The sequence below is a fragment of the Calothrix sp. UHCC 0171 genome (assembly GCF_034931845.1).
Classification (GTDB): Bacteria; Cyanobacteriota; Cyanobacteriia; order Cyanobacteriales; family Nostocaceae; genus Brunnivagina.
Window position 1 is genome coordinate 1 of record NZ_JAYGHN010000068.1, and the last position, 14,370, is coordinate 14,370.

The 14,370-nt window shown below is 41.2% G+C and carries 10 protein-coding genes; 6 read left to right on the forward strand and 4 right to left on the reverse strand.

Going from position 1 to position 14,370, the window contains the following annotated elements:
* Positions 1–11: 11 nt before the first annotated feature.
* Both psbC and VB733_RS26025 read left to right on the forward strand, forming a co-directional pair.
* On the forward strand, positions 12–1,397 hold the full coding sequence (psbC, locus tag VB733_RS26020; RefSeq protein WP_323342961.1) for a photosystem II reaction center protein CP43: 1,386 nt from the start codon (positions 12–14) through the stop codon (positions 1,395–1,397).
* Between the two features lie 219 nt (positions 1,398–1,616).
* Positions 1,617–3,302, forward strand: a complete 1,686-nt coding sequence (locus VB733_RS26025) for an NAD(P)H-quinone oxidoreductase subunit 4 (protein WP_323342953.1) — start codon at positions 1,617–1,619, stop codon at positions 3,300–3,302.
* A gap of 244 nt (positions 3,303–3,546) precedes the next feature.
* Here the strand turns inward: VB733_RS26025 and mreD are convergent, their stop codons facing one another.
* From mreD to VB733_RS26040, 3 genes are all read right to left on the reverse strand, one after another.
* Positions 3,547–4,218: a rod shape-determining protein MreD gene (mreD, locus tag VB733_RS26030; protein ID WP_323342954.1), complete on the reverse strand. Its 672-nt coding sequence runs from the start codon at positions 4,216–4,218 to the stop codon at positions 3,547–3,549.
* A 23-nt stretch (positions 4,219–4,241) separates the two neighbouring features.
* Positions 4,242–5,054, reverse strand: a complete 813-nt coding sequence (mreC, locus tag VB733_RS26035) for a rod shape-determining protein MreC (protein ID WP_323342955.1) — start codon at positions 5,052–5,054, stop codon at positions 4,242–4,244.
* Positions 5,055–5,158: 104 nt separating this feature from the next.
* Positions 5,159–6,166, reverse strand: coding sequence for a rod shape-determining protein (locus tag VB733_RS26040; protein WP_096611450.1), 1,008 nt, complete (start codon positions 6,164–6,166; stop codon positions 5,159–5,161).
* 464 nt (positions 6,167–6,630) lie between these two features.
* Between VB733_RS26040 and VB733_RS26045 the strand changes: the two genes are divergently transcribed.
* On the forward strand, positions 6,631–6,993 hold the full coding sequence (locus tag VB733_RS26045; protein ID WP_323342956.1) for a single-stranded DNA-binding protein: 363 nt from the start codon (positions 6,631–6,633) through the stop codon (positions 6,991–6,993).
* A gap of 121 nt (positions 6,994–7,114) precedes the next feature.
* Here the strand turns inward: VB733_RS26045 and VB733_RS26050 are convergent, their stop codons facing one another.
* On the reverse strand, positions 7,115–7,879 hold the full coding sequence (locus tag VB733_RS26050) for an SIMPL domain-containing protein (protein WP_323342957.1): 765 nt from the start codon (positions 7,877–7,879) through the stop codon (positions 7,115–7,117).
* 405 nt (positions 7,880–8,284) lie between these two features.
* Here VB733_RS26050 and VB733_RS26055 point away from each other — a divergent pair, with 405 nt between their 5' ends.
* The 3 genes from VB733_RS26055 (at position 8,285) to VB733_RS26065 (ending at position 13,956) form a co-directional block, all read left to right on the forward strand.
* Positions 8,285–10,138 (forward strand): M48 family metallopeptidase, encoded by a 1,854-nt coding sequence (locus VB733_RS26055; protein WP_323342958.1) that lies wholly within the window; start codon positions 8,285–8,287, stop codon positions 10,136–10,138.
* 210 nt (positions 10,139–10,348) lie between these two features.
* Positions 10,349–12,637 (forward strand): ATP-binding protein, encoded by a 2,289-nt coding sequence (locus VB733_RS26060; protein WP_323342959.1) that lies wholly within the window; start codon positions 10,349–10,351, stop codon positions 12,635–12,637.
* A 110-nt stretch (positions 12,638–12,747) separates the two neighbouring features.
* Complete coding sequence (locus tag VB733_RS26065) at positions 12,748–13,956, forward strand: NupC/NupG family nucleoside CNT transporter (protein ID WP_323342960.1); 1,209 nt, start codon at positions 12,748–12,750, stop codon at positions 13,954–13,956.
* Positions 13,957–14,370 lie beyond the last annotated feature (414 nt).

Below are 14,370 nucleotides of genomic sequence, written 5' to 3' on the forward strand. Positions count from 1 at the left end.
GGTACTACCACGTGGTAACGCTCTCTAATCGCTCTATATCAATGGGTGGACGCGACCAAGAATCCACCGGATTTGCCTGGTGGTCTGGTAACGCCCGTTTAATCAACCTTTCTGGTAAACTCTTGGGCGCACACGTTGCCCATGCTGGTTTGATAGTTTTCTGGGCTGGTGCAATGACCTTATTTGAGGTAGCGCACTTTGTTCCCGAAAAACCAATGTACGAGCAAGGTTTAATCTTGCTACCTCACCTCGCTGCCCTTGGTTGGGGTGTTGGTTCTGGCGGTGAAGTGTTTGACACTTTCCCCTACTTCGTTGTTGGCGTACTACATTTAATCTCGTCTGCCGTTCTCGGATTTGGTGGAATTTATCACGCCGTTCGTGGTCCTGAAACTTTAGAAGAATACTCTTCCTTCTTTGGTTACGACTGGAAAGACAAGAACAAGATGACCAACATCATCGGCTTCCACCTCATCATTCTTGGTTGTGGAGCGCTGCTATTGGTGTTGAAGGCAATGTTCTTCGGTGGTTTGTATGATACCTGGGCACCTGGTGGTGGCGACGTTCGCGTTATTACCAACCCCACATTGAACCCTGCTATTATCTTTGGCTATTTAGCTAAATCTCCTTTCGGTGGAGAAGGTTGGATTGTCAGCGTTAGCAACCTCGAAGACGTTGTTGGTGGTCACATTTGGGTTGGTCTCATCTGTATCGCTGGTGGTATTTGGCACATTCTCACCAAGCCTTTTGCTTGGGCGCGTCGTGCCTTCATCTGGTCTGGTGAAGCTTATCTTTCCTACAGCTTAGGCGCTTTGTCCTTAATGGGCTTTATCGCTTCCTGTATGGTTTGGTACAACAACACCGTATATCCTAGCGAATTCTTTGGTCCTACTGGTCCTGAAGCTTCGCAAGCACAGGCTTTGACCTTCTTAATCCGTGACCAACGCTTAGGTGCTAACGTCGGTTCGGCACAGGGTCCCACTGGTTTGGGTAAATACTTGATGCGATCGCCTTCTGGTGAAATCATCTTTGGTGGTGAAACCATGCGTTTCTGGGACTTCAAAGGTCCTTGGTTAGAGCCACTACGTGGACCTAATGGTCTTGACTTAGATAAAATCAAGAATGATATTCAGCCTTGGCAAGCACGTCGTGCTGCTGAGTACATGACTCATGCTCCTCTGGGTTCTTTGAACTCTGTAGGTGGCGTGGCAACTGAAATCAACTCCTTCAACTACGTATCACCTCGTGCGTGGCTGTCAACTTCTCACTTCGTACTCGGATTCTTCTTCCTCGTTGGTCACTTGTGGCACGCAGGACGCGCTCGTGCTGCTGCTGGTGGTTTCGAGAGAGGTATTGATCGTGAGAATGAACCAGTAATGTTCATGAATGAACTTGACTAGTTCGGAAATTTTTCTAGATTTTTTTCATCACTGATAATCGTTGATTGAGCCTCCGTTAAAAGCGGGGGCTTTTTTTCATTTTCTCTATAGATAACCAAGAAAATAAGAATGAGTCTTTTTACTTATTGTTAACCCCGCTAAATAATTATGAACAATTGTTGAGAAAAGGCGATAATATGGATTCATTAAAGAAATAAGTATTTTTGCTCAGAAATAACAATGGCAGAACAATTTCCTTGGCTAACTGCGATCATCCTGCTGCCTGCCGTAGCTTCCTTACTAATTCCAGTATTACCTGACAAAGATGGTAAACAGGTACGATGGTATGCATTAGGTGTGGCGATCGCAGATTTTCTTTTGATGTGCTACGCCTTTTGGAAGAATTACGATCCCAGTAGCGCTACTTTCCAACTCGCAGAAAACTATGCTTGGATACCTCAGTTAGGTTTGAACTGGGCTGTTTCTGTCGATGGCTTATCAGCACCTCTAGTTCTTTTAGCTGGATTTGTGACAACGCTGGCAATTTTCTCTGCTTGGCAAGTTGACCGCAGACCCAAACTTTTCTACGCGCTAATGTTAATGTTATATGCCGCGCAAATAGGAGTTTTTGTCGCCCAAGACTTGCTCCTATTTTTCATTATGTGGGAAGTCGAATTAGTTCCCGTTTATCTACTTATTAATATTTGGGGTGGTCAAAAGCGTCGTTACGCAGCCACAAAATTTATTATTTATACCGCAGCCGCTTCTATTTTTATCCTCATAGCTGCCTTGGGAATGGGACTCTACGGTGGTGGAGATGTCACATTTGATATTGCCAAACTGACGATTAAAGATTACCCCCTTGCCTTAGAACTATTCCTATATGCTGGATTATTAATTGCCTTTGGTGTCAAACTTGCCATTTTCCCGATGCATACTTGGCTACCAGATGCCCACGGTGAAGCTTCTTCACCCGTGTCGATGGTGTTGGCAGGTGTACTCTTAAAAATGGGTGGATATGGATTAATTCGTCTAAATTTAGAACTTCTATCTGACGCACATATATACTTTGCACCAATTCTGGCAATTTTAGGTGTAGTTAATATTATCTACGGCGCGTTGAATTCCTTTGCCCAAACAAACATGAAACGTCGTCTCGCCTACTCTTCAGTATCCCATATGGGTTTTGTACTGCTAGGGATTGCATCCTTTACCGACATTGGCATTAATGGTGCTATGTTGCAGATGATTTCCCATGGCTTAATTGCATCAGTATTATTCTTTCTTGCTGGTGTCACCTATGACCGCACCCACACAATGGCAATGGATGAAATGGGTGGGATTGGTCAGGCAATGCCAAAAGTGTTCGCATTATTTACAATTGGAGCAATGGCATCCCTAGCATTACCCGGAATGAGCGGTTTTGCCAGCGAAATATCGGTATTTGTCGGTCTCACAACCAGCGATATCTACAGTTCGACATTTTGCACGGTGACAGTATTCCTTGCCGCAGTGGGAGTAATTTTGACCCCAATTTACCTGCTCTCCATGTTAAAACAGGTATTTTACGGAACTGGAGCAGAACTCACATGTAATATTGGTGATGTTGTGGTGCAAAATCCAGAAGACGAAGAGGCGGTTTGTTTTGGTACGGATTGTATCCTGCCCAACAAGGCTATTTATAGAGATGCTAGCCCACGAGAAATATTCATTGCAGCTAGTTTCATTGTTTTAATAATTGGCATCGGCTTGTATCCCAAATTAACAATGCAAATGTATGATGTGAAAACAGTTGCAGTTAATGCTCAAGTTCGCCAATCCTACACACAAATAGCAGAAACTAGTCCAGGAATTTATGCAAATGGATTGTTAACACCCAAAATTGCGACAGTAGAAACTTCACAAGTTTTGGGAATTGTTAAGTAAATAAATCATGAATTAAATTTAATATCCCTGGCTTTATTGAAGTCGGGGATATTAATTTTACTAGAGCTTAATTACTTTCCCCAATCAATGGGGTATTTTTTTGCGTTTAATGCGATCGCCAATTAAGAACAACGTATCCACCCAAAGGAGGATTACGGGTGACTGTAATTCGAGCTTACTTTGTAGGTATTGCGGTTTGCATTCCCCATGTAAAGCTGAAGCAACCGCTTACTTAACAAATCACTTAATTTTGTTCCGCCAGCTTCAACTTTTGCCACCAGCGATTGAGGGGATAATAAACCACAGGAGCCCAAAGACTACTGAGGATAGCTGAAGCAAGAGCAACCCTTTGATAATATGCCCAAATATCAGTTGGATTGCGATCGCCAGCCATCACCAGCTGCGAGGCAAAAATAGCTTCACCAAAAGCAGACATAGCAAAAACAATTAGAGCAATAGAAATGAAATCCTCTTGAATAAATCGCTGTTTTTGCATTAACCCAGTCAAGAACCCAACCAAACCCAAGCTCAGGGCATGAGTCGGTTCAGTATATGTCATGGCATCTTGGAGGAAGCCTAAAATAATTCCCGCAACAGCCCCCTGCCAAGCATTCCGCTTCACACTCCAAACCACAACCCAAATTAGTAACCAATTTGGACCAATTCCCAGCAATTCCATACCAGGTAAACGGTTTGGTAGCAGCATCAAACACAAAAGTACCGTGAAAAATATCAGTGAGTAATCCACGATTTGACGAGTGCGAGGATTCCACTTGGCGATCGGTTTAATTTTGATGTTAAACAGCCCTGTGGTTGGCGATTTACGCGGTTGTGGCTTTGATTTACGTGGGGGTGAAGACGAATAGGATTTAGGCGTTTTGCTGCGTCTTTTACCCCAAAATGTGAGGGTTTTCATAGTCTTGGTGGAATTATGAGAAGCTAGTTTGCGGGTTCTTCTGACTTGGCTTGAGTATTATTTACCTCAGCCTTTTCTTGTTGAATTTCTGGTTTGGGATAAATTTCTACCCAATCTAGCGAACGAAGCGGTGGAGAAAGCTCAATTCTGGCGATCGATGTTGGTACTCGTTTCAAGTCCAGAGATTTGATTTTACCGATTGCTACACCTGCCGGGAATTTTTGACTATAGTTTGATGTGGCAATCATATCGCCCACTTTGGCATTCGGTACTTTCTCATAAAACTCAAGCACTGCTTCTGCGGAACCATCACCCTTCAAAACCCCTTTAGCACCACTTTGGCTAACATTGACACCGATCTGACTTTTCAGGTCGCTAACTAACAAAACACGACTAGAATTAGCTGTCACCTGATCTACAAGACCAACTAAACCACCTTCAGCTTTGACGATCGCACCTTCCTGAATACCTGACGAAGTACCACGATTCAGGGTAACTTGTTGCCACCAATTATCAGCACTACGACCAATAACCCTAGCAACTACAGGACGTTCTTTAATTGCCTGTTTTTCTGTATAAGATACAATTTGTTTAAGTTTTTGATTTTGGAATTGTAATTCTGCAATTTGAGTTTTTAATTCTAAAATTCGAGCATCGCGCAGCCGTTCTTCTTTAGTGGGTCCAGTTTGTAACATCTGAAGTGGACGGGTAATAACCTCATATGCTTCCATTAATAGCGAACCCTGAGTTTGCCGTAATACAATAGTAGTACCAGCAGCCAAACATAGTAGACCAATCTGCAACCCTCTACGCTCCCACCAACGTGCTGTAAACATATATACCTTTTATATAATTTTTACCAACTATACAAACTATAAATTTATAATGCAAAGGACATTGGATTCTCAAAAGAATCCAATACCTTTAACTGCATTTTGTCCTACATATTTCGAGAACGAGCACTGAATACCCGTTCATGTTGTTTGAAGTTTTCAAGTACACGACCAGTACCGAGAACTACACAACTTAAAGGGTCTGATGCGATATGCGTAACAATACCAGTTTCATGGCTGATTAAGGTATCAATACCTTTGAGTAATGCACCACCACCAGCCAACATAATACCCCTGTCGATAATATCGGATGCGAGTTCGGGAGGTGTACGTTCCAAAGTCCGCTTTACGGCTTCAATAATTACCGATAGCGGCTCCGACATACTTTCGCGAATCTCCGGACCTTTGATGGTCACGGTACGTGGTAAACCTGATAGCAAATGTAAACCCCGTACTTCCATAATCGCTTCTTCGTCATCGACTGTGGGATAAGCCGAACCGATACGAATTTTGATATCTTCAGCAGTACGTTCGCCAATCACTAAGTTATGAACTTTCTTCAAATACTGAATGATTGACTCAGTTAATTCATCTCCGGCGATACGTACCGATTCACTCAGCACAGTACCTTGAAGACTCAAAACTGCGACTTCAGTAGTACCACCACCAATGTCGATAATCATATTGCCTGTTGGATCAGCAACGGGTAACCCCGCACCGATGGCGGCAGCAACTGGTTCATCAATGAGGTATACCTCTCTAGCCCCTGCTTGTGTGGCTGCATCCATAACAGCCCGACGCTCAACACCAGTTACCCCACTAGGAATGCCAATGACAATTCTTGGCAAAACCAATGTTTTCCCTTCGTTCACGCGCTGGATGAAGTGTTTTAACATCAGCTCGGCGGTATCAAAGTCAGCGATTACGCCATCACGCAAGGGGCGGAGGGCAACCACATTTCCAGGTGTCCGACCGAGCATTTTTTTGGCATCTTCTCCAACAGCCAGCGCCACTTTTTCGTTTTGGTCGATAGCAACGACCGATGGTTCTTGGAGGACAATGCCTTTACCAGATACGTAAACGAGGGTGTTCGCGGTACCCAAATCGATACCCATATCCCGCGACAAGGAAAACTTATTAAAAAGACCCACGCGCTTCTACGCCCCCCATTTGCGATACTTTTGACTGCGACCGTAAGAGTGAATCGTGCTGGATTCTATTACTTTTTTGACTCTGAGTCTAGTAAACCAGGCTATTTTTCATAGAACTTTTGGCAATCTTTACTTAGTTCCAGTCTCTACATTTTGATATTCTCCATCTCTATCGGTATATCCGTAAGGATTTCGCATATTCTGGGAGTAATTTTTACCAATTTTCCTATGTCAATAGGTTTGTTATTGGTTTAACACAGTTTTTACAATTATTAAAGTCAGAACTTCAACCTACAGAATCTAGAAGTCATAATTAATCAGCTAAACCCCTCATAAATCATACAAAAACTATTGTGTATTCTTTCTTGATAATTCGCTATGATGGGGGTTATCGATTCAGAGTACGCTTGTACTGAAAGGTAACGCACATGAGTATAAATGTTGTCACGTTGGTGGGTCGTGTGGGTGGCGACCCAGAAATGAAGTATTTTGATTCGGGTAAGGTTAAATGTCGATTGACTTTAGCAGTCAGAAGAAGATCATCGAAAACTGATGAGCCTGATTGGTTTGAGTTGGAGATTTGGGGAAAAACCGCAGAAATTGCCGGAAATTATGTCAAAAGAGGCAGCTTAATCGGCATTAAGGGGGCATTAAAATTTGATTCCTGGAGCGATCGGAATACGGGTACAAATCGCACTAAACCCATTATCAATGTAGAGCAGCTCGATTTACTCGGCTCTAAGGGGGATAATAAGGGCGGCATGGACGATTACAACTCGGATAATTTTTAATTGGTTAATTTGATTAACTTGGTGTTGAATGATGAACTCTGGGTAGGTAGCGGTTATCAACCGACAAGTAATAACCAACTACCTATTAATCAATAACTAAATAACTAAATAGCTTAATAGCTTAATAGCTAATCTGCAACGTCACTGATGCTTCAACCTCCTGTTCTCCGCCCACGACAGGGGTTGAAGCAGAATTTTTAAAGGCATCAGCGCTACGAGCTTCCAGCATTGGGCGAGGAGGTGGAGTATTTGCGCCATTTAGTTGAATGCTAACGACTTCTTTTGCTTTGAAGCCAAGAGTTTCAAATACAGCATCAGCTTGTAATTTGGCATCTTGGGTTGCCTTTTGTAATGCTCGTTTCTGTGCTTGCGAAATCGCCTCATCAGTTGCAGCAAAACTAATACTATCGATGCGAGTTGCACCTGCTTTGACTACATCATCGAGTAGAGTACCTGTCTTTTCAGTGGCAACACGGAAGCTAACAGTATTTGTTGCACTATAACCAGTGATTTTCTGGACATTATTGGTGTAGCTATAAACCGGATTCAAATTAATTCCAGTTGTTTGTAACTTTTCGACATTACGTGACTTCAACAACTCCACGACAGCAGATGAACGACGTGCTGCTTCCTCTTGGACATTTTTGACATCTTTACCTTGTACTTCTACACCTACATTAACTTGCGATCGCGTTGTGGGGATCGACTCTACACCTCGTCCACTCACAGTTAACGTTTTAAACATTCGTTCTTTTTCTTGTGCCCAACTCGGTTGGGCAAAACTGACACATAGTAATAAGGCAATAGGTAAAGTTTTCCAAGCTCTTCTGGCATGAATTTTACCAGTATTCATCATTTGAGAACTCGACAAAACGAGCTTATTCATAAAATCTCACTCCTCAAGCCAAAAAAATTAGTTTTAGTCAAGACTGTTAAATAACTTAAGCCGGAATCAAATTGCTCACCAATGCAAGTATTGAGCATATCAGATATATCCAATACACTATCATCTGGTAAAAGCAAGTAAAAGATTTCTGCCTTTACTATTTTGAATTAGTCTTAAATCATTAATCTGTCTTATCTTCTTACTTTGGCATTCCCTAAGTGGAGATTGTGATTGGTTACATTTTTCGCAACCTAAATTTTTGAGAATATCCACAGAAGTTATGTATTTAAATCAGAAAATTAATATTTTCCCTAGTGCTGATATGAACTTTTGGTAGGAAATGGGCAAAGCTTCTTTTCTCCGCCTAAAGTGTAAAAAGAGCATGAGTGTATAGGTAGTACCTGCATGAATAGAAGACGCTGGAAACCAATATTTTTAAGTGCTAGCTGGTTTTTACTGTCGTTGGGAACATCTGTTTTAGTGATTCTGACGCAGCCTTTAATCTCTCCCGCCCAAGAAACTGTTGCACCAGAAAGCACTGTACCCAATATCGAAACATCCCAGGAAGTTTTCCATCCCGTTTTCCGAGACAATAACCCCCAAGATACTTTTACCTCGGTTGATGAAAGCGAGATAAATAATCGACGGGATAAACAAAATATAAAAACATCAATTAACTTAGATGATTTACCAACAATAAAACCAAAAGATAATCAAAAACCAGAGGAGTCAACAAAACCTGAGTCCCCGAATCAACAGGAAAGTAATAAAAAACCGGAAACAGAAGAGAATCAAAAGAAAAAACCTGACGATAAAGCCGAAGAACCTGCCCCAACTCCCGAAGAAATTGCCCGTCAACAAAAATTAATCGAAGCAGATAAATTATATTTGGCGGGAAATGTTGCAGAAGCCGAAAAAATTTACCGTGAAGTTAAGGAACCTTTCAAAGAGTTAACAAATAGTAATAGCGAACAGCGTCAACCTGCGATTACAGATGCCACACAATTACCACCAGCAGGTAAAGTATACTGGCGTGAAGCAGAAGCGGGAATTCTTTCTAAGTTAGAAACCCGAACTTTAGTTCCTTTAGAACTCTTAGTTAAACAGGTTCCAGAATTTATACCGGGACATCTTAAATATGCAGAAGCTTTAACAAATTACAACCGTAAAAAAGAAGCTTTACAGGTATTAGAAAGAGCTGCAACACTATACCCAAATCAACCAGATTTAGTGAAGGCGAGGGTGACAGCTTTAGCTGATGAGAAAAAATTTATGGAAGCTGCCTTAGCTGCCCGTCAATACGCAATGCTCAACCAAAACGATCCCCTCGCACCAGAGTTTACCAAACTAGCAGAAACCAATCTCAAACGCTATAAATCCTACATCCGAGGGGAAATTCGCGGTAATGCGATCGCTAATATTATCACGGGTGCTTTGGGTTATGCCGTGACAGGTAGTCTCTTGGGTCCATTTTCGGCATTAGATTCGACTATATTACTCCTCCAAGGAGAAGAATCAATCGGTGAGTCTGTTGCTAAACAAGCGAGAAAACAACTTGATTTAGTCAAAGACGAAGAAGTTAATGCCTATGTTAACGAGATTGGACAGAAACTTGCCAAAGTCGCCGGACGAAATGAATTTAAATATGAATTTTTTGTGATTCCCGAAGCTGATTTAAATGCATTTGCCTTACCTGGTGGCAAAATATTTATTAATGCTGGTGCGATCGCGAAAGCGAAATCTGAAGCTGAACTGGCTGGATTAATCGGTCATGAATTATCCCATGTTGTCCTCTCCCATGGGTTCCAATTAGTTACTCAAGGTAACTTAATTTCTAATGTCACTCAATATTTACCCTTAGGTGGAACGATTGGACAACTGTTTGGATTAAGCTACAGTCGGGATATGGAGCGACAAGCCGATGTATTAGGAACTCGCTTGCTTGTAGCATCAAATTATGCAGCAGATGGTTTACGAAATCTGATGGTGACACTAAAACAACAACAAAAAAATGCTCCCCCAACTTGGGCATCATCACACCCAGGAGGCAATGAGAGAGTTCGTTATCTCGAAGATTTGATTGCCAGTGGGGGTTATAATCGCTACGCCTATGAAGGAGTTGCCAAGCATCAAGAAATGCAGGAAAAAGCGAAAGCAGTAATTAAACTAGCCAAAGAATGTCGGGAAGATAAGAAAAAGTGTCCTGAAGTGAAAAAACCAGAGAACGAACAAACAAAACCGGAACCATCAACAAAGTAAAACAGAAGCAAGTTGCCAGTTAGTAAAGAGAGTGCAGTGCGCTCTCTTTAAATTATTAAACACCTATCTGCTTGGTTTACCTACGGTGTACAAGGTAGGTAACAAAGGAGCTTACATCCTGAACAAATGTAATAAATGATGTTTTGAAACATCTAATGGGAATTATAGATTGATCAATTCTGTGGCACTAATGCCAAAATATCCTCAGTTATGCTGTTGAAGATTCTCAAAAAGCACCCTCAAAAGTCAGACAAACCTCTCAGCTTACCTCTAATTCTGATTTTTCCCTTTGTGTTACAAATCTTTGCGGCTGTGGGATTGGTGGGATATCTTTCGGCGAAAAATGGACAGCAGACTGTACATGAGTTTGCAAATCAACTGATTGATAGAGCCAGTAAACAGGTTGACAATCATTTGGAGTCATATTTAACTCTACCGATACAATTAACGCAAATTAATGTAGATGCAATTTCCAATCAGGAGTTAAATGTTAATAATCCAATTGCTAGCGGACGTTATTTTTGGAGACAACTCAAAGCTTTTAAAAATATTACCTACATTGGCTATAGCTTAACTGATGGCAGGGAAGCAGGTGCCGGACGTTGGGTTAAGGGAATTGATGTGGTACTCTACGAAAACCTGGCAGGAAAAGGTAAGGCTTTTGATTACATCCCTGATGATAAGGGAAATCGCACTCAGCTTTTACAAAGCTACGATTATGATTCTCAGAGTGAATCTTGGTATCAGGATGCGATTAAAATAGAAAAGCTGATTTGGGGTAAGGTGGAAATCAGTGAGGATTTGAACCTGCAATTCACCGAGGCAGGAAAAGCATTAGTTGCAGAAGGGAAGATACCAAGCAGTGGGAATGGACTCGACTATTACGTGGCGATTTCTGTCGCTGCACCAATCTATAACAAGCATCGTCAATTGATTGGTGTTTCCAGTATCGATTTAATGCTAACTAGTATTAGCGATTTTCTGCGTCAGTTACAAATTAGTCCTTCTGGACAAGTATTTATTATTGAACGCGACGGACAATTAATGGGTAGTTCGAGTAACTATCCGATTCTGCATCAGGTAAATAAGCAAGTTCAACGCTACAACGTTGCTGATAGTCCTAATCCTCTCATTCGGAATGTTGCTGTTGAGTTAAAAAAACGCTTTCATCGCCTGGAAAATATTCATCAAAAACAGAATATCAACATTTCCTTAAATGGAGAAAAACACTTTGTCCAGGTGAAACCTTGGCGAGATAAATACGGTTTAGATTGGTTAGTGGTTGTAGCTGTACCTGAATCTGATTTTATAGCAAAAATTCATGCCAATACTCGTATAACTATATTCCTATGTTTGGGAGCATTAGTAATTGCGATCGCTGTGGGAATTTATACTTCTCATCGGATTACTCAACCAATTTTAAAACTAAGTCAGGCTGCGGAAGCTCTAACATCTGGGAAATTTAATTACAATCTCCAATCTTCAAGTATTAATGAAGTACATATTTTGAATCTTGCCTTTAATCGCATGTCACAGCAATTGCAGGAGTCATTTATTGCTTTAGCAGAAACCAATAGCCAATTAGAAAATCGAGTTGCATTACGTACCGCAGAACTGCAAAATACTCTCCAAGAATTACAACAAACCCAGGCACAGATGATTCAATCGGAAAAGATGTCAAGCTTGGGGCAAATGGTAGCTGGAGTTGCCCATGAAATTAATAATCCAGTCAATTTTATTCATGGAAATCTTGACTATTTAGATAACTATACTCAAGATTTACTTAATTTAGTGCAACTTTACCAACGCGAATATCCCCAAGCAAATTTAGTCATTGAAAATTATCTGCAAAATATAGATTTAATCTTTCTGGAAGAAGATTTAGGTAAAATACTCTCATCAATGAGATTAGGTACAGGACGCATTCGAGAAATCGTTCTCTCGCTGCGAAATTTCTCCCGTTTAGATGAAGCGGAAATGAAACTAGTTGATATTCATGAAGGAATCGAAAGCACTTTACTAATTTTACAACATCGGCTAAAGCCGAAATCGAATTTTCCAACAATAAATCTGAGCAAAAATTATCATCAGTTACCCCCTGTGGAATGCTATGCTGGGCAACTCAACCAAGTTTTTATGAATGTTCTCGCCAATGCAATTGATGCCTTAGAAGAGTCATTTGCTGATGGTTTGAGACAAATCGCCAATGAGCAACCGACTATTACCATTAAGACTACTGTAATTAATTGCCAGTGGGTAGAAATTGCGATCGCAGATAATGGAATCGGCATGTCAGCAGATGTTTGCAAGCAGATTTTTGACCCATTTTTTACAACCAAACCCGTTGGTAAAGGTACAGGTATGGGTATGTCCATCAGTTATCAAATCATCACCCAAAAACATCACGGCAAATTAGAATGTATTTCCGCCCCTGGAAAAGGCACAAAATTTTTGATCCAAATTCCCATTTCTCAGCAACATCGACAAACTCATAGTTAGAAAAAGGATTACGGAACAAATATTTAGATACAAATTATACAACAAAAACTTTTATCGCCATTGTATCCTTTTTAGCTTAAAGTTTTAGCGGTGCATTTTTTGGAATCATTATGGAACGTGCAATATCTACATTGGGGATACTAGTTTTTATTGGTATATGTTATGCCCTTTCAGTCAACCGTAGAGCTATTAAGTGGCGGACGATCGCCTGGGGGTTGGGTTTAGAATTCGCCTTGGCTATTCTCATTCTCAAAACTCCTTGGGGGTTAAAGGTGTTTAAATCCCTGGGGGATATTGTCACTAATTTCATGTCATATTCAGATGTGGGGGCAAAATTTGTTTTTGGTGACAGCTTTAAAGACCATTTTTTTGCTTTCCAGTTACTACCGACGATTATCTTTTTCTCATCCTTTATTAGCGTCATGTACCACTACGGCATTTTGCAGGTGGTTGTGAATGGATTGGCATGGGTGATGATGAAAACGATGAAAACATCCGGTGCAGAGTCCCTTTCGACGGCTGGAAATATATTTTTGGGTCCCACGGAATCACCGTTAATAGTCAAGCCTTATGTCGCACATATGACTCAATCGGAGTTGTTTGCGGTCATGACTGGCGGATTTGCAACGGTTGCAGGTGGTGTTCTCGGAGCTTACTTGTCATTTGGCGCACCTCCAGAACACTTAGTCGCAGCGTTTTTTATGACTGCACCAACAGCATTAGTAGTGTCAAAATTGCTATACCCGGAAACCGAAATTCCCGATACTGCGGGTAATGTGAAAATGGGTGTCAAAAGTAACTATGTCAATGCGGTTGATGCGGCGAGTACGGGGGCAATTGATGGAGTCAGACTAGCGGTAAACGTCGGAGTTATGATTATTGCTTTCCTAGGGCTGCTGGCTGTTGTCAATGCCATATTTGCTTGGTTTGGTGCGCGTATTGGTTTACCGCAGTTATCCTTAGAGTGGATTTTATCTTTTGTCATGGCTCCTGTGGCATTTCTGATGGGTGTGCCCTGGCAAGATTGTATGCAGGTGGGAACATTGTTAGGTAAAAAAACGATTTTAAATGAGTTTCTTGCTTATTTAGATTTAAAAGAGCTAATTGCCCAAAATAAGATTTCCCAACGTGGGATTATTATTGCTACCTATGCTTTATGCAACTTTGCTAATATTGGATCGATTGGAATTACGATTGGTGGGATTACCGGGATGGCACCGAACCGACAGCATGATTTAGCGAGGATGGGGGTAAAGTCGATGATTGGTGGTTTGTTAGCCGGATTTATTACATCTGCGATCGCTGGAATCTTGATTTAATTGTCTCAGTTTTTAGGTAAAAATCAAAACCAATAAATAGACTGTAATGCTCTCCCAGAGGGAGCTTAACAATAATCTCTCCGAGTCTTATATTGCGAAATTTTAACGCTCGTTAATTTAGGTTAAAAGTAGGTTGTCAATGGTGGAATTGGTGTTAGATTATATTCAGGACACCAAAGCAAGGCACAAACAAAAAGTTAGGGCGTAGACAATGGTGCCCCCGGTCAAAGCCCAAGCAAATTTCAGCAGAGTCAATCAAGTGGCAATGCTCCAACATTAAAATTATGATGTGCGGATAGCGAGCCAAATCCCGAAGCGGAAAAACAGATAATTGCTGAGTTTGTTCGTAAGAATGTAAACCCTTAGTTTTCTACCTGTTCGATTAGTAAAAGATAAAAGCAGTTTGATCGAGTT

What these genes read in the sequence shown, in the direction of transcription:
- VB733_RS26025 (WP_323342953.1), top strand. Translation starts at nt 1,617, where the DNA reads ATGGCAGAACAATTTCCTTGGCTAACTGCGATCATCCTGCTGCCTGCC.
- mreD (WP_323342954.1), bottom strand. Translation starts at nt 4,218, where the DNA reads ATGAAAACCCTCACATTTTGGGGTAAAAGACGCAGCAAAACGCCTAAA.
- mreC (WP_323342955.1), bottom strand. Translation starts at nt 5,054, where the DNA reads ATGTTTACAGCACGTTGGTGGGAGCGTAGAGGGTTGCAGATTGGTCTA.
- VB733_RS26040 (WP_096611450.1), bottom strand. Translation starts at nt 6,166, where the DNA reads ATGGGTATCGATTTGGGTACCGCGAACACCCTCGTTTACGTATCTGGT.
- VB733_RS26045 (WP_323342956.1), top strand. Translation starts at nt 6,631, where the DNA reads ATGAGTATAAATGTTGTCACGTTGGTGGGTCGTGTGGGTGGCGACCCA.
- VB733_RS26050 (WP_323342957.1), bottom strand. Translation starts at nt 7,879, where the DNA reads ATGAATAAGCTCGTTTTGTCGAGTTCTCAAATGATGAATACTGGTAAA.
- VB733_RS26055 (WP_323342958.1), top strand. Translation starts at nt 8,285, where the DNA reads ATGAATAGAAGACGCTGGAAACCAATATTTTTAAGTGCTAGCTGGTTT.
- VB733_RS26060 (WP_323342959.1), top strand. Translation starts at nt 10,349, where the DNA reads ATGCTGTTGAAGATTCTCAAAAAGCACCCTCAAAAGTCAGACAAACCT.
- VB733_RS26065 (WP_323342960.1), top strand. Translation starts at nt 12,748, where the DNA reads ATGGAACGTGCAATATCTACATTGGGGATACTAGTTTTTATTGGTATA.